The sequence below is a fragment of the Sulfurimonas sp. HSL3-7 genome, from assembly GCF_039645985.1.
Lineage (GTDB): Bacteria > Campylobacterota > Campylobacteria > Campylobacterales > Sulfurimonadaceae > Sulfonitrofixus > Sulfonitrofixus jiaomeiensis.
The window spans coordinates 1-15,786 of record NZ_CP147919.1; the positions used below are offsets into that span (position 1 = coordinate 1).

Annotated in this window: 13 protein-coding genes; 6 read left to right on the forward strand and 7 right to left on the reverse strand. The window is 46.6% G+C overall.

What is annotated here, in order from left to right:
• The first annotated feature begins 83 nt into the window (after positions 1–83).
• The 6 genes from dnaA (at position 84) to WCY20_RS00030 (ending at position 8,621) form a co-directional block, all read left to right on the forward strand.
• The gene (dnaA, locus tag WCY20_RS00005) at positions 84–1,403 is read left to right on the forward strand and encodes a chromosomal replication initiator protein DnaA (RefSeq protein WP_345976053.1); all 1,320 of its coding nucleotides are present in this window, start codon (positions 84–86) and stop codon (positions 1,401–1,403) included.
• Between the two features lie 377 nt (positions 1,404–1,780).
• Entirely contained in the window at positions 1,781–2,848 is a 1,068-nt protein-coding gene (gene dnaN, locus WCY20_RS00010) for a DNA polymerase III subunit beta (RefSeq protein ID WP_345976055.1), read from the forward strand.
• 166 nt (positions 2,849–3,014) lie between these two features.
• Positions 3,015–5,327, forward strand: coding sequence for a DNA topoisomerase (ATP-hydrolyzing) subunit B (gene gyrB / locus WCY20_RS00015; RefSeq protein ID WP_345976057.1), 2,313 nt, complete (start codon positions 3,015–3,017; stop codon positions 5,325–5,327).
• 7 nt (positions 5,328–5,334) lie between these two features.
• Complete coding sequence (locus WCY20_RS00020; protein WP_345976058.1) at positions 5,335–6,753, forward strand: GGDEF domain-containing protein; 1,419 nt, start codon at positions 5,335–5,337, stop codon at positions 6,751–6,753.
• Complete coding sequence (locus tag WCY20_RS00025) at positions 6,750–6,884, forward strand: hypothetical protein (protein WP_345976060.1); 135 nt, start codon at positions 6,750–6,752, stop codon at positions 6,882–6,884. The genes WCY20_RS00020 and WCY20_RS00025 overlap by 4 nt, the downstream gene beginning before the upstream one ends.
• A gap of 150 nt (positions 6,885–7,034) precedes the next feature.
• Complete coding sequence (locus WCY20_RS00030) at positions 7,035–8,621, forward strand: inorganic phosphate transporter (protein ID WP_345976061.1); 1,587 nt, start codon at positions 7,035–7,037, stop codon at positions 8,619–8,621.
• A 176-nt stretch (positions 8,622–8,797) separates the two neighbouring features.
• Here WCY20_RS00030 and pstB read toward each other — a convergent pair whose 3' ends face one another.
• From pstB to WCY20_RS00065, 7 genes are all read right to left on the reverse strand, one after another.
• On the reverse strand, positions 8,798–9,583 hold the full coding sequence (gene pstB, locus WCY20_RS00035; RefSeq protein WP_345976063.1) for a phosphate ABC transporter ATP-binding protein PstB: 786 nt from the start codon (positions 9,581–9,583) through the stop codon (positions 8,798–8,800).
• Positions 9,583–10,425 (reverse strand): phosphate ABC transporter permease PstA, encoded by an 843-nt coding sequence (pstA, locus tag WCY20_RS00040; protein ID WP_345976064.1) that lies wholly within the window; start codon positions 10,423–10,425, stop codon positions 9,583–9,585. Before pstA ends, pstB begins: the two co-directional genes overlap by 1 nt.
• Complete coding sequence (pstC, locus tag WCY20_RS00045; protein WP_345976065.1) at positions 10,422–11,282, reverse strand: phosphate ABC transporter permease subunit PstC; 861 nt, start codon at positions 11,280–11,282, stop codon at positions 10,422–10,424. Before pstC ends, pstA begins: the two co-directional genes overlap by 4 nt.
• An 83-nt stretch (positions 11,283–11,365) precedes the next feature.
• Positions 11,366–12,751 carry an HD domain-containing protein gene (locus WCY20_RS00050; RefSeq protein WP_345976067.1) on the reverse strand — a complete coding sequence of 462 codons (1,386 nt, stop codon included), beginning with the start codon at positions 12,749–12,751 and terminating at the stop codon, positions 11,366–11,368.
• A 33-nt stretch (positions 12,752–12,784) separates the two neighbouring features.
• Positions 12,785–14,188, reverse strand: a complete 1,404-nt coding sequence (locus tag WCY20_RS00055) for a HAMP domain-containing sensor histidine kinase (protein ID WP_345976068.1) — start codon at positions 14,186–14,188, stop codon at positions 12,785–12,787.
• Positions 14,182–14,856, reverse strand: a complete 675-nt coding sequence (locus WCY20_RS00060; RefSeq protein WP_345976070.1) for a response regulator transcription factor — start codon at positions 14,854–14,856, stop codon at positions 14,182–14,184. The genes WCY20_RS00055 and WCY20_RS00060 overlap by 7 nt, the downstream gene beginning before the upstream one ends.
• A gap of 31 nt (positions 14,857–14,887) precedes the next feature.
• Positions 14,888–15,556 carry a PhoU domain-containing protein gene (locus tag WCY20_RS00065; protein ID WP_345976071.1) on the reverse strand — a complete coding sequence of 223 codons (669 nt, stop codon included), beginning with the start codon at positions 15,554–15,556 and terminating at the stop codon, positions 14,888–14,890.
• Positions 15,557–15,786 lie beyond the last annotated feature (230 nt).

The following is a 15,786-nucleotide window of genomic DNA, read 5'->3' on the forward strand; positions in this document are numbered from 1 at the left end:
TTTTATCACAATACAGGGAAATTACTGTATTATTCACATACTAATTCACACTCTTTTCACAGGTGAATAAACAGGGGACATGCATGAATATCGGCGGTGAAATTTTAATGATGCTCAAAAATGAGATATCTGAAATCGACTACAATCGCTACATCAAACAGCTCACCTTTTCGACAGCCCAGTCCAAAAGCAATTATGCCGTCTATTTTGCTCCGAATGCCTTGATCGCCAACTACATCAAACGGAAATTTGCCGACAAGATAGCACACCTCTTTGAAGTAAGGACAGGGACCAAGACAGTCGTAAGTATTGAACTCAAATCGGCTAAAAAAGGAAAATCTTCCGCTAAAGTCGAACAAAAAAGCGAAAAACTGCAGCACTCACTGCTGAACCCCTCCTATACTTTTGAAAACTATGTACCCGGTTCATCCAACCAATTTGCCTACTCCGCCGCTAAGAGCGTCAGCGAAAAACCGGGTGAACTCTACAACCCTCTTTTCATCTACGGAGGCGTTGGCCTGGGTAAAACCCACCTGATGCAGGCGGTCGGAAACGTGCTCCAGCATCAGGGCAAAAGTGTCATCTATACCTCGGTGGAGCAGTTTTTGAATGACTTCACCTCGCACATGCGCAACAAGACCATGGACCGCTTTAAAGACAAATACCGAAAATGCGATGTGCTGCTTATCGACGATATCCAGTTTCTGAGCAATAAGGTCCAGACACAGGAGGAGTTTTTTCATACCTTTGAGGCGCTCAGAAACGAACACAAGCAGATCATTATGACGGCCGATAAAAAGCCGAAACAGATCGCAGGGCTTGAAGATCGCCTGAAAAGCCGCTTTGAATGGGGTCTTGTCGCCGATATCCAGCCGCCTGAACTTGAAACAAAAATCGCGATCATCCAGAAAAAGTGCGAGATCAACCGCATTAATGTCGATAATGACGTCATTAACTATATCGCAACGATCATTGAACAGAATGTCCGAGAGATCGAAGGTATTCTGGCCAAGCTTCACGCCTATGCCCAACTGATGCATCAGCCTATTACGATCGAATTCGCCCAGAATGTGCTCAAAGAGACCCTTGAAGAGAAGCGAGACAATATCTCTATCGATTTTATTATGAGCATGGTTGCCAAAGAGCTTAATGTCAAGCCCTCGGAGATACGCTCCAAAAACCGCAGCAGAAATATTGTCTATACCCGGCGTATCGCCATCTACCTGGCACGCGAACTGACGCCGATGTCGATGCCTGAACTGGCCAAGTATTTTGGAATGAAAGACCACACTGCCGTCAGCCACACCATGAAAAAGATCAATGAGCTGCTTCAAAACGATGAGGACTTCAAAGTCAAGATCGACGAATTAACCAATAAAATAACCACCTCTATCCAGGAGTAGCCTCTAAAAGGGATCAAAATCCCGATAAATATATTTTTTAAGATGGCTTATCCGTACCTGGTTTTCATATATCTTAAAAACCCTTGTCAAATACCTTCTTTTTCATGTACTTTATATAGTATGAAACTTCAATCATTTCTGCCTATCTGCCTCTTTGTGTTCCACAAATCTGAAAGATGCCCTGCAGTAGGCCTATCTCCGTATTGGAACTCTATAAAAAAAAAGATATAATTTGAGCAGTGAATAAATGTGAATAAACTCTAATTGCTTTTTCACATCCAAGAAGTCCCTCTCTTCGGGCTTAAATGATAGTTTTCACCTAAACACAGGGTTTTATTACTATTACAAAAAAATTATATATATAAAAAGGAATTTCGATGCGAATCGCTATTGCCAAATCGGTTCTTGAAAATATGCTCATCCATGTTCAACCTTTCCTTGAAAAAAAAGACACCTCTCAGATCACTTCCCATGTCTGTTTTGAAGTCCAGGGAAAAACGCTTGTCGTCAAAGCAACGGATTATGAAGTCGGTCTTATTATTGAAAGTGATCAAGTCGCTGTAGAGATGAGCGGTTCGATCACGGCTAACGGTAAAAAACTGCTTGATATCGTCCGTATTTTAAAAGAGAGCGAGATCGTCCTCGAAACCGTACAAAACACACTTCACATTCAACAAGGCCATTCAAACTTTAAACTGCCTACGTTTAATGCCAATGAATTTCCTTCATTCCCCGAATTTACAGATAAACCGAAAATCGGTATCAATTCACAGCTTTTGGTCGAATCCTTAAAAAAGATCACCCCTTCCACAGATACCAACAATCCTAAATTCGAACTCAATGGTGCACTTATCGATATCAAAAGCGATCAGATCAATTTCGTTTCAACTGATACCCGACGCCTGGCTATCGTCAACATTAACAACAACAATGAAACGGAACTCTCTATCATCGTTCCCAAAAAAGCTATTGTTGAAATTCAAAAGCTCTTTTTTGACAATATCGAAATCTATTACGATAACACCTACCTGATCATCCGTTCTGACCAGTATGTCTTTTTTACCAAACTTATAAACGGTAAATTCCCGGATTACACGCGTATTATTCCAAAAGAGATAGCAAAAACCTTAATGCTTCCGAAAGCACCGATGGTCGATGCTATCAAACAGATCACAACGATCTCCAATGATCTCAAAATTACTTTTACCGGACAGACAATAGAGTTCGAAAGTCTTAGTGATGATAATATTGAAGCAAAAACAGAACTTAACTTAGAAACAGGTTTTGAATCACCGTTTATGTTTGCCGTAAACAGCCGATATATCTTGGACTTTATCGGCCAGACAAAAAACAGTGAATTTTCAATCGGACTGAATGAATCGAACATGCCTTTTGTTTTGGAAGATGAAAATTTCAAAACAATTGTAATGCCGATCGTCATCTGATTTTCTACGGCAGCTAGAGCTGCCTGCTCCTCTTTTCTACAATTTTCCATTAAAATCGTCATAAATGTCATTTAAAGGGCTTTTTGGCAACTCTACGCTATTATAAGAGCAAATATTTCTATGGCAGACACGCCTTTATTTAGATGATCCGAGTAATGGAGAAAAAATGGAACAAAATTACGGTGCAAGTAATATCAAGGTCCTTAAAGGGCTAGAAGCAGTACGAAAACGTCCGGGTATGTATATCGGTGATACAGGTCATCGCGGATTACACCACCTGGTATACGAAGTCATAGACAACTCGATCGATGAGGCAATGGCAGGTTACTGTGATACGATCAAAGTCACATTGACGAAAACAGGTACCTGTATTGTTTCCGATAACGGTCGCGGTATTCCTACCGACATGCACCCGACTGAAAATATATCTGCTGCAACTGTTGTTCTGACCGTTCTGCATGCCGGCGGTAAGTTCGATAAAGACACCTATAAAGTTTCAGGCGGTCTTCACGGGGTCGGGGTCTCTGTTGTCAATGCACTCAGTTCCAACCTGAAAATGACCATTCACCGAGAGGGTCAAATCCATGAACAAGAATTTGAAAAAGGTATTCCCCAAGGCGCCCTCGAAATAACAGGCAGTACGCGTAAACACGGCACAACGATCGAATTTGCACCCGATCCGTCTATTTTTACTGAAACCGTTACTTTCGAATTTGAGTACCTCGCCAAGCGTTTTAAAGAACTTGCCTACCTCAATCCGCAGATCAAGATCGTTTTCAAAGATGAACGTACCGATACGGAAGAGACATATCATTTTGAAGGCGGTATTCTCCAATATGTTGAAGATCTCAACAAACGTACATTGGTTGCTCCGCCATACAGCTACAGCGATAAAATTGAAGATATCGAAGTGGATATCGCTTTTATGTACAACGACTCTTATGATGAAAAACTTTACTCTTTTGTCAACAATATCCGCACGCCAAACGGCGGTACCCATGAAGCAGGTTTCCGCGCCGGTTTGACGCGGGTCATCTCGACTTACAATAAAAACAACGGAAATGCCAAAGAGAAAGATATCTCTATCTCCGGGGATGATGTTAAAGAGGGACTGATCTGTATCGTCTCTGCCCGTGTTCCCGAGCCGCAGTTTGAAGGGCAGACCAAAGGCAAACTCGGAAATACCTATGTCCGTCCGCTGGTGCAGAAACTGACCTACGAAAAACTCACAAAGTATTTCGAAGAGAACCCGAACGAGGCCAAAGCGATCGTCCAGAAGGCGCTGCTGGCAGCAAAAGGGCGTGAAGCCGCTAAAAAAGCACGTGATCTTACCCGCCGTAAAGACTCGATGAGTGTCGGTACCCTGCCGGGTAAACTGGCAGACTGCCAAAGCAAAGATGCGACGATCTCCGAACTCTACCTGGTGGAAGGGGACTCTGCGGGCGGTTCTGCAAAACAGGGGCGTGACCGTGTTTTCCAGGCGATCCTGCCGCTTAAAGGTAAGATTCTAAACGTCGAAAAAGCGCGTCTGGACAAGATCCTGAAGTCCGAGGAGATCACCAATATGATCACCGCGCTCGGCTGCGGGATCGGCGAAGAGTTCAATGAAGAGAAGATCCGTTATCACAAGATCATCATCATGACCGATGCCGACGTCGACGGATCGCATATTCAGACGCTGCTTCTGACCTTCTTTTTCCGCTATCTTCCGAAGATAGTCGAAAACGGTTACCTGTTCCTGGCGCAGCCGCCGCTGTACCGGTACAAAAAAGGCAAGAAAGAGATCTACTTCAAAGATGATTCCGTAATGAACACCTTTTTGATAGAGAACGGTATCGAGTCGCTGGAGATTGAGGGGGTCGGGCACAACGATCTTGTCTCTTTCTTTAAAATGGTCGACCACTACCAGGGTTCTCTTAACGCATTGGAACGCCGTTATGCCCTCGTTTCGCTTATCCGCCACTTTATTGAAAACCCTGATTATATCGGGTTGGACAGTGCAAAGATGATGGAAGAGATCGAACGGTTCCTGGCAGCACGCGGCAACAATATCCTTTCCAAGCTGGTTACAGACGAAGAGATCCATCTTTTTGTTCAGACCGAAGACGGTATGGAGGAGCTTCGCGTAAACGACGAGCTCTTTTCGACGCCGCACTTCACTGAAGCGCTCTATGTCTATGAGAAGATCAAAGAGTGGGATATCGATCTGGAGGGCGACATTATCGAAAGATTGGAAGAAGTTAAAGAGTATGCTAGAAAAGGCTCTTATATCCAACGTTACAAAGGTCTCGGTGAGATGAATCCTGAACAGCTTTGGGAGACAACGATGACACCGGAAAACCGTGTTCTTCTGCGTGTTACAATCGAAGATGCTGAAGCGGCAAGCGATGCCTTTACCCTCTTTATGGGCGATGAGGTCGAACCGCGACGTAATTACATCGAAACACATGCCAAAGATGTAAAACATCTTGACGTCTAGGTTTTAGATGCTCCTGCCGGAAGAGAAAGAGCGGGCCCTTCGTTTTAAATTGGCACTGCGTATGGGCTTGCCGATATTTCTTCTGTTTCTCATCGTCTCGATCAGTTTTTTTTCTATTGAACAAGAGACAATCCCCAGCTACTATTTTGTCATAGTAATCTCTGTTTTTGTCGTGATGATCTATTACATCTTCTACCTGATATATCAGGGGTATGAAGAGCGTATCACGGACCCTATCACGCACACCTTCAGCCGCGAATATCTGATAAATTATTTCAAAAAGAAGATTGACAATGGTCCCTACACGATATTGCTGATCTCTGTGCATAACCTGACGGATATTAACAGCCGGTACGGGGTAAAAAAAGGTGACAAGGTGCTCTATGAGGTAGGCCAGTGGATAGGTGCTTTTTTAAAAGAGAAAGAGATCGAACGTTTTCCGATCGGTCATTATAAAGGTTCCGATTTTCTGATCGGCCTCGAGGGTACGAAAGAGCGTTATCAGAATATGCTTGATCTGATGTGTCTGAAATTCCAAAACAGAACCATAGACGAGATTGAGATCAATCTAACAGCCGCTATCGTTGACACCAATTATTCCCAAGACCTTGAGCAGTTGACGACCCGCCTCTTTGACCTTTTGGATGAAAAGATGTTGGACCGACAAGCTTTTGAAGAGGAGGAGATCGACCCGACCGAACTTGAATCATCGGTTATCCAGGCGATCCAGAGACAATCTTTTTCATTGATGTATCAAACAGTTTATGAGAAAGATACGCCGAGCATGCTCGAAGCGAGCATCAAACTGATAAACGATGAAGGCAAGATCATCCATCAAAACAAATACATGCCGGTGATCGACCGTCTGGGTCTTACGCGCACCTATGATGAGATCATACTGGAAAAAGTCGTCCAGGCATGTGAAAGTGTACCGCATCGTCTAATCTTGGCACTTACACTTTCTCCCTCATCGGTACGAAACAACAGTTTTTTTGAAAGGACTTTGACCCTTTTAAACAACAATGAGACGGCGCGCGGCAGAATTATGTTTGTATTGAGCGAAAACGAATATTATCACCATCCGAAACGTTACAATGAACTCTTGCAAGCTTATAGAAGACTGGGTGTTTTTATTGCCATTGATAATCTCGGTGCATTTAAAAGTACGATGGCACTGTTAAAAGATCTCAAAGTTGACGTGGTGCGTTTTGATAATCAGTACGGCAAGCATATTAAAGAGAGGGAGTATCAGAACATTGTCAAAGGGCTTCATATTATTGCCCAGGGTTTTGGCATGCGCAGTTGGATACGGATGGTCGAAGACGAGACCGAATATAAAAATGTCAAATCACTTGGGATCGATTTTATTCAGGGCAATTATCTGGGCAAGATCGGATCACTGGAAGAAGTGGATAAGATGTTATGAAATGTGGTGAAGAAAATGTTTGCGAATTTGATGTCGAAAAAGATCTGAAGATCGTTTCCGATTTCAGCCCGTGGTACAATATCCGTACGGTCATTGAGATCAACAGTTCGAAGATGACAAAAGCCAGTTAAAAAGCTTGCCACTTTTAGAAGATACCGTAATTGTGGTTTCTGCTGCTTACCCGATTCCCTTATGAGAAAACAATCCTAGACTTCAATTTGTTAATGGTATACTTTTACAATTTATTGTAACTAAAATGTTGCATATCAAGGCCAGTGAAGATGGATATCCACACAATCAAAAAAATGGAAAAAAAAGCAGTTAAGAGTTCGCGATCGGACTTTTTTCGTATGGGAATCGCCCTCTTTTTTATGGTCATCGTACTTTGGTACTCGTTTGCGACCAATCACAGTATACCGAATAACGCATTTTTGGCGATAGCTGCTCTTTTTGGTGCCTATATGGCGCTTAATATCGGCGCGAACGATGTCGCTAACAATGTCGGTCCGGCTGTCGGTTCGAAAGCATTGACGATGGGCGGTGCGATCCTGATCGCCGCCATCTTTGAAGCCAGCGGTGCGATAATCGCCGGCGGCGACGTTGTCAGCACCATAAAAAAAGGGATTATCGACCCTGCATTCTTTATTAACCCGCAGGAGTTCATCTGGGCGATGACAGCGGCGCTTTTGGCAGGCGGGCTCTGGTTAAATGTTGCCACCGCTATCGGCGCACCGGTCTCGACGACCCACTCCATCGTGGGTGGTGTGATGGGCGGCGGTATTGCCGCCGCCGGTTTCAGTATCGTCTCGTGGGGAACTATGGGGAAGATCGCTTCCTCATGGGTGATCTCGCCTGTCCTGGGCGGTGTCGTGGCGGCACTTTTTCTCTACTCGATCAAAAAGAGCATTGTCTACAAAGAAGACAAGCTGGCCGCGATGCGCAAGATGGTACCGATCTATGTTGCGATCATGAGTTGGGCTTTCGGAACCTATCTGATGCTCAAAGGGGTCAAGCACATTGTCAAGGTCGATTTTATGACAGCATCGTTGATCGGGCTTGTTGCCGCTGTCGGAGCCTATTTGATCGTCAAACCGATGGTCAACAAAGCCTCGCTCAAGTTGAGCAACTCCCGATCGGACGCCAACACTCTCTTTACAATCCCTCTTATTTTTGCAGCGGCATTGCTCAGTTTCGCCCATGGTGCCAATGATGTCGCCAATGCGATCGGCCCCCTGGCTGCAATCGCTGATGCTGTCCAGCACACGACCATCGCTTCCAAAGCGCCGATCCCGCTCTGGGTGATGATGGTGGGTGCGATCGGTATCTCACTCGGTCTTGCGCTTTATGGCCCAAAACTGATCAAAACGGTCGGCAGCGAGATCACCGAGCTCGATCAGATCCGCGCTTTCAGTGTGGCAATGGCCGCGGCAATTACAGTCATCGTCGCTTCGCAGTTGGGACTGCCGGTCAGTTCGACCCATATCGCGGTCGGCGGCATTTTTGGCGTCGGCTTTTTACGCGAGTATCTCTCTACCACCTCGGAAGAGGAGAAGATCCGTGAAGAGCGCGCTCATTTGGCAGAAGACAAGAAGATACTTAGAGCGCTTTGCAATGAGCGTGAGGGTCTGGAGAAAAAAGAGGGCAAGACAAAAGAGGATTACCAGCGTATTACCGAACTCTACCAGATGATTGAAGATGAAGAGGATCGGATCAAAGCAGAGAAAAAACTGATTAAACGTGCTGAGAATGTCAAGTATGTCAAACGCGATGCGGTCAAGAAGATCATTGCTGCCTGGATCATCACTGTGCCTGCTGCTGCTGTTCTATCAGCGGCGATCTTCTATATGATCAAAGGGTTTATGTCGTAGCGACGTGTCCTTTTTCTCTGCAGCAGCCGTTATCTCTTGCTCGATACGGCAAGGTGTAGAGAATACTTTTTCTTTCTCCCTCTTTTAATGCAATAGTTTCAGAACCCGAACGGTAGAAAAGTATGCATGAATGCATAAGGGTAAAAGTGGGGCTTTTTTACAGCATCAAGAGAATATCAACCGAACTTACCGGTGATATACTCTTCTGTTAGAGACTCTGCAGGCGTTACAAAGAGCTCTTCCGTCTTACCGAGCTCAACGAGTTCACCGAGGTACATAAAGCCCGTATAATCGCTTACACGTGCCGCCTGCTGCATGTTATGGGTTACGATAATGATCGAGACCTTCTCTTTGAGCTCAGTCACCAGCTCTTCGATCCCCTGCGTCGAGATAGGGTCAAGCGCGGAGGTCGGCTCATCAAAAAGAAGCACTTTCGGCTCTACCGCGATGGCGCGTGCGATACAAAGGCGCTGCTGCTGACCGCCGGAGAGACCGTTAGCATCATGCTTCAGTCTATCTTTCACCTCTTTCCAGATGGCGGCATCTTTTAGCGCTTTTTCGACACGGTCCCCCAGTTCAGTCTTGTTTTTGATCCCCTGCAGACGCATACCGTAGGCGACATTGTCATAGATGCTCATTGGGAAAGCCGTCGGCTTCTGGAAGATCATCCCGATGTTGATGCGCAGGTTGATGAGATCCTCTTTTGGATCAAGGATATTGCGTTCCTCAAAGAGGATCTCTCCCCCGTATCGGTTGCCGGGATAGAGATCATGCATGCGGTTTATTGAACGAAGAAGTGTTGACTTACCACATCCTGACGGTCCGATCAGCGCCGTCACGGAGTTTTTGGCGATCGGCATAGTGACCTGCTTAAGACTCGGTTCCTCGGCACCGGCATAGGTAAATTCGAAGTTATTGATTTCTAGCGCTTTTTCTTCTGTGACGTTGACGATAGTTGCCATTATTTGACCTTTTTAGTAAGTAGAATGAGACGGCCTATGATATTGAGACCCAGGATAAATACAGAGAGGATGAAGGCGGCGGCCCAGCCAAGGCGCTGCCAATCCTCGTACGGACTGGTGGCATAGTTGAACATGGTAACGGTCAGTGATGCCATCGGCTCGAAGAGGTCGGTACTCATAAAATTGTCGTTGAACGAGGTAAAGAGCAGTGGCGCGGTCTCGCCGGCAACACGGGCTACACCCAGTAAGATACCGGTCAGGATACCTGCTTTGGCACCACGGTAGACGACTTGAATGATCACCTTGTATTTAGGTGCCCCAAGGGCGAAGGCCGCTTCGCGCAGGGTGGATGGGACAAGATGCAGCATATCGTCCGTGGTACGAAGAATGATCGGTAGCATGATGATGGTCAGTGCCGCAACACCGGCCAGGGCACTGAAATGCCCCATCGGTATGACAACGATAGCATAGACAAATGCGCCGATAACGATACTCGGTGCCGACATCATGATGTCCGAGATATCACGGATGGTCTCAGCCAGTTTCGATCTTTGACCGTACTCGCTCAGGTAGGTGCCGGCCAATATACCAAGCGGCACGCCGATGAGCGTTGCAAGACCGACAATGATAAGCTGGCCGATCAGTGCCTGTTTGAGACCGCTCTCTTCATAACCCGGAGGTGCTCCTTCGAACATGAATATATCCCAGTTTATCGCCTCGATCCCATTGCTGACGAGTATAAAGAGGATCCAGAAAAGAAAGCCCAGACCGATCAGTGCAGAGAGGGTGGAGAGTGCCATGACGATTTTATTGATTAAGACACGTTTTTGTGTTGCAGTCATTTGACGCTCCTTTTGCGGCGAAGGAAGTAGAACTTCGCTATCGAGATGATGGTAAAGCTGATCACAAGCAGTATCAGTGCCAACTCAAAAAGGCTGGAGAAGTAGAGGTCTGTATCGGCTTCGGTAAACTCGTTGGCCAGTGTTACCGGAATCGAGGTAGCGGGCTGGGTCAGGTCGAGCGACACTTTATGGACATTGCCCATAACAAAGGTAACTGCCATCGTCTCACCGATAGCACGGCCGAGGGCAAGGATAAGTGCGCCGATGATGCCTGCTTTTGAGTAGGGGATGACAACATCTTTGATAACATCCCACTTCGTTCCGCCCAGTGCATAGGCGGACTCTTTCAGAATGTCCGGGGTGGTATTCATCGCATCTCTGGTGACGGCAGCCATAAACGGGAGGATCATAATGGCAAGGACGATACCGGCCGTAAGCATACCGATCCCCAGTCCGCCGAAAAGATCCCGGATGATAGGCACGAAGTAAAAAAGTCCCCACATACCGTAGATAACAGAGGGGATGGCCGCAAGCAGCTCGATCGAGACACCGACCGGCGCTTTAAGCTTCTGATGTGCGATCTCGCTTAAAAAGATAGCGACGCCGATCGCCACGGGGATAGCCAGAACCATCGCCAGAAAGGTGGAGATGATAGAACCCATAATCGCGGCATAGGCACCGAATTTTTCCAGGTTGGGAGCCCATTTTGACTCGGTGACAAAGTCAAGACCAAAGGTCTGCATGGAGAGCAGGGACTCCTGGAATAAAACGGTAAATATCCATGCGGTGATCAGTAAAATAGCAATGGCGATCAGACGGGTCGCATTGGCAAAGATATTGTCTATGATTTTTGTCATTCAGGCACTTCTTTTAAATATAGTGCCGCGATTTTAGAATAGTAAGGTTACAAGAAGGTTACATTCGTTGAAATAACGTTCCGTTACAGGTCGTTTCCAAGCAGCTCTTTCAACCATAAAATTGCTTCTTGATGCGTGCAGATACTTCCCTCTATCTGCGCTTCATAGGCCTCTTCTAAAATCTGTTTAAAAGCCGTGGAGGGAGCAAGTCCTGCTTTGATAAGGTCTCGTCCCTGCAGCAGCGGTTTGAGCGGTGCTTCGAGGACATTCAGTGCCGCCGCTCTCTCCTGAAGCCATTCGCCGGCTTTAAACCTGCCGTTTCCGGCTTCTTCGGTGTTGCGGCCCAAAAAGTCCGCTTTAGCGAGAATAATGAGCTCTTTTATATTGACTGCATTGGCGAGACGTCGGATGGCGGCAGCTTCCGCATCGCGTCTATAGAACTGCAACGGCTTTAGGTGGTTCTGAACAAGGGGCAGGATGCTTTCAACAAGCGCTTTTTCGTCCGTCATTCGTCCAAGCAGTGTCTGTGTCAGCGCAATCCCCGTGTTTTCGTGCCCGATCGCGCTGATCGTTCCGTCTATGAAAGCCGTTGTGTTTGCCTTGCCGAGGTCGTGACAAAGTGCGGCCAAAGAGAGCCGAAGATTGCTCTTTTCATCTTCACCGTGAAGTGTTGTCATGGCATCCAGCACCATCATCGTATGGGTCCAGACATCGCCTTCGGGATGGCAGTGGGAGTCCTGTGGCAGTCTTTTAAGGGCTTTGAGTTCCGGAAAACAGTTCAGCATGCCGAGTTCATCCATCAGTGCAAATCCGACAGAGGGTCTCCTGCTCTTCAAGAGCAGTTTCTTGAACTCTTCGAAAATACGCTCTTTCGGCAGTTCATCAAGCATCTTCGTTTCTACCATTTGACGGCCCAAGTCCAGCAGTTTTTTCGAAGGCGTCAGTTCAAAACGCGCGGCAAACTGCACCGCGCGGTAGAGCCGGAGCGGATCTTCGATAAATGTTTGGGGATCGACAAGGTCCAGACGCTTTGCCTTAAGATCATCCTGCCCGTTGAAAGGGTCTAGCAGTTTTTTTTCGACAAGATCATACCCCATGGCATTGATGGTAAAATCCCGTCGTCTGGCCGCCTCTTTAAAGCTGAGTGTACCATCAAGAGTAACGGAAAAGCCTTTGTGCCCCCGTGCGATCTTCTTCTCCTGGCGCGGAAGGGAAAAATCGACTTCCGTATCATCTTGCTGCAGTTTGACAACACCGAAGCTTTTGCCGACACTGTTGACCTTTCCGAACGGAAGCAGCAGCTGTTCAAGCTGGCCGAGGTCTTTGAGGCCGAAGACCTCGATATCGATATCTTTGGAGGGGATGTTCAGGAGCGAATCGCGTACATAACCGCCCACCACGACAGGGCGGCATTTTTTTGCTACAAGATGATCGATAACAGGAAGCAGGGCGGAGGGCAGCTTTATCATGGCTTTATTGTAGCGTATCTTTGAACGGGCCCGTTATGCTGAAGCCCCCTTCAGCATGTTTTTCAAAGAAAAACCGAACCTGGACCCTTCGCCAACTTCACTCTCAATGATCAGCTTGGTCTTATGGAGGTTGAGTATATAGCTTACTATGGCCAGCCCGAGCCCCATAGAGTTGTCCCAGGTGTTTTTGTCGACGCGATAGAACTTTGATGCGACCTTGTCAAGTTCGCTTTTGCTGATGCCCATACCCTTGTCTGTCACCATCAGGGTGTTGTTGCTAATCGTCACCATCACATCCTCATCGGAGTATTTCAGGGCATTGTCGATAAGGTTTGTCAGTACATTGTCAAGCATATCCTTGTCGGCATAGACCGTGCACGCCTCGTCATTGAAGAGGATCTTTCTGTCGCGGTATTTTTTCGAAAGGTTCAGTATGACATCCTGAATAAGATCGGCCAGGTTGAACTGGATCGGATGAATGGTCAGATCATTGTTTTCAAGTTTGACCGAGAGGGCAAGACGGTCGATCATATAGGTGATCTTTCGTGCATTGGCGAGGATCTTCTCCAGAAAACGGTCTCTGATCTTTGGGTTGATCTCCGGATCGTCCAAAATAGTATCGGCATAGCCCATGATCGAAGCGATCGGGTTTTTGAACTCATGCGAAATGGCCGATAGAATATCGTTGCGCTGTTTATTGACAAGGCGAAGTTTAGCGGTGTACTTGCGTTTTTGTTTGTCACGAGTGGCGAGTTTTTTGGCCAGGTCTTTGAGGTTCAGCGCAATATGCAGAAATTCGCTGAAATAGCGGGTCTTGATGACCGCTTTGTAGTTTTTGTTGGAGATCTCTTCAAGGTATTTGGTGATCTGGGCGATGTCATAGCGCACCCGCTTGCTCATCTGATAGGCTGCGATCAGGCCGATGATCATGAAGATGATAAAGATCACGATCAGGCGGTACCAGAGCGTATAGAAGTTAGACATAACGGTGTGCAGCGGGGTGGCAAGACGAAGGTAGATGACACGGTCGTCCACAAGGATCTTTTTAGCGACATAGAGATAATGGATGTGGGTCGTTGCGGAATAACGGGTATCAACACCAAGCCCGTCGCGTCTGGCCTGCATGATCTCATAACGGTCGGCATGGTTTTCCATCGCGAATTTGTCTGTGTTGCTGTCGGCAAGAACGGTACCGTCTTCCGCGACAAAGGTGACCCGGTCCTGAATGGAGGCGTGGGCATTTGCTGCAATACGGTCGAGGTCGCTGAGGTGATAGGATTGTAACTGCAGCAAAGTGATGCTCTGCTCAAGCTGCTTTTGATTTTCCGTGATGACGAAGGTCTTCAGGGTGTAATAGCTCACAATCGAGGAGATAACGAGGGTGGCTAAAAAGAGTCCGACGATATTGGCAAAAAAGAAGTGGTGGAGTTTCAGCACAGGGTATAACCTATCCCTCTAACCGTTTTAATGTACTCTTTGGACTTGTCGGGATCGATCTTCTCTTTCAGACGGTTGATCGCCACATTGACGGTACGGTCCTGGTAGATCGCATCGCCGCCCCAGACACGCTCAAGCAGGTAGTCACGGTCCAAAACGATATTCTGGTTTGCGATAAGCGTGTAAAGGAGGTCAAATTCAAGTTTGGTCAGTTCGACATTTTTACCGTCGATAGTAAGTTCTCTCGACCCGAGGTCAAGAATGATGTCACGGTAGACGACCTTGCCTTCGTTCCTGTCTTTTTTAGTGCGCTTGAGCAGTGCTTTGATGCGAAGGACAAGCTCTTTCATATTGAAGGGTTTGGTGATGTAGTCATCACCGCCGCGCTCGAACCCCTCCTCGATATCGCTCTCTTTGTTCTTGGCGGTCAGATAGATGACGGGCGTTTCGACACCCAGGTCACGCATCTGCGCTACAAACTCGCTTCCTTCGACACCGGGAAGATTGCGGTCCATGATGAGAAGATCGACTTTCTCCTCTTCCAAAAACTGACTTACATTTTTTGTACTGGTAAAACCGACGGTCTCAAATCCCTCTTTTTCAAGGTTGTATTCGATGAGTTCCAGGATATCTTCCTCATCTTCCACAATGACGATCAAACCACTCATTTCAATCCTTTTCCAGCGCTGTTAGTCACTGTTAGTAAATGCGCATCTCACCGCCTTTTGCGGCATAGAGCAGCAAATTAGCGATATTGACAGCGCGGTCACAACCGCGTTCAAGTTTTCTTAGTGTACCAAGAACATGCACGTATTCGACTGAAAGCTCCTGCTCCCCCATGATCTGCGTCATGATCTCTTTTTCCAGGATGCTGAAAAGATCGTCATTTTTACTCTCTTCGACCATGATCTTACGATAAAGCTCTTCCATATCACAATCACCCGGAGTTTCAAAACACTCAAGGATATAGGTCATCGCATTCAGCATGGTGGTGTGAAGCTTTATGACGATGTCGTCAAACATTTTGAGGGTGCATTCACCTTCGCAGTGCGCCTGCATGCGAGCAGCGTATTTCTTGCTGCCTTCCGCAATACGCAGCAGTTCGTTAGTCAGTTTGAGATAGGCAACAAGCATACGCAGCTCTTGCGCCTCCGGGCCAAAGAGGGCAAAGGTCTTGATGATCTCGTTATCGATCGCGTTAGCTTCAGCATCAATCGATTTCAACACCGTTTTGACCGCGCTGTATTTATTGTTGTCGTGTGTTTTGTAGGCGTCAAGTGAAATTTGGTTTGCTTCCACTACCTGTCCCATGAGCTCTGCGATCATATTTTGGATATTATGAATCTTCTGTTCGTATTTTGGCAGCATAATGCTCCTTATCCTTATAAAATTGCCGCGATTGTATCAAGGCTATGTAACAGTATGGTTACAAGGGCGTTATAACATGACATTATAGGACGATCTGAGATTATATTGTCTTATCAGGGAGCTTAGGGCTGTCCAAATAGACGAAAGTAGTGTTATTTATCTGGTGATGAAGAGATAAACGTTAATTGTTCGTAAGCGCTTTTGATACAGGTAAACACCGATTTAGTCTT

What these genes read in the sequence shown, in the direction of transcription:
- dnaA (WP_345976053.1), top strand. Translation starts at nt 84, where the DNA reads ATGAATATCGGCGGTGAAATTTTAATGATGCTCAAAAATGAGATATCT.
- dnaN (WP_345976055.1), top strand. Translation starts at nt 1,781, where the DNA reads ATGCGAATCGCTATTGCCAAATCGGTTCTTGAAAATATGCTCATCCAT.
- gyrB (WP_345976057.1), top strand. Translation starts at nt 3,015, where the DNA reads ATGGAACAAAATTACGGTGCAAGTAATATCAAGGTCCTTAAAGGGCTA.
- WCY20_RS00020 (WP_345976058.1), top strand. Translation starts at nt 5,335, where the DNA reads ATGCTCCTGCCGGAAGAGAAAGAGCGGGCCCTTCGTTTTAAATTGGCA.
- WCY20_RS00025 (WP_345976060.1), top strand. Translation starts at nt 6,750, where the DNA reads ATGAAATGTGGTGAAGAAAATGTTTGCGAATTTGATGTCGAAAAAGAT.
- WCY20_RS00030 (WP_345976061.1), top strand. Translation starts at nt 7,035, where the DNA reads ATGGATATCCACACAATCAAAAAAATGGAAAAAAAAGCAGTTAAGAGT.
- pstB (WP_345976063.1), bottom strand. Translation starts at nt 9,583, where the DNA reads ATGGCAACTATCGTCAACGTCACAGAAGAAAAAGCGCTAGAAATCAAT.
- pstA (WP_345976064.1), bottom strand. Translation starts at nt 10,425, where the DNA reads ATGACTGCAACACAAAAACGTGTCTTAATCAATAAAATCGTCATGGCA.
- pstC (WP_345976065.1), bottom strand. Translation starts at nt 11,282, where the DNA reads ATGACAAAAATCATAGACAATATCTTTGCCAATGCGACCCGTCTGATC.
- WCY20_RS00050 (WP_345976067.1), bottom strand. Translation starts at nt 12,751, where the DNA reads ATGATAAAGCTGCCCTCCGCCCTGCTTCCTGTTATCGATCATCTTGTA.
- WCY20_RS00060 (WP_345976070.1), bottom strand. Translation starts at nt 14,856, where the DNA reads ATGAGTGGTTTGATCGTCATTGTGGAAGATGAGGAAGATATCCTGGAA.
- WCY20_RS00065 (WP_345976071.1), bottom strand. Translation starts at nt 15,556, where the DNA reads ATGCTGCCAAAATACGAACAGAAGATTCATAATATCCAAAATATGATC.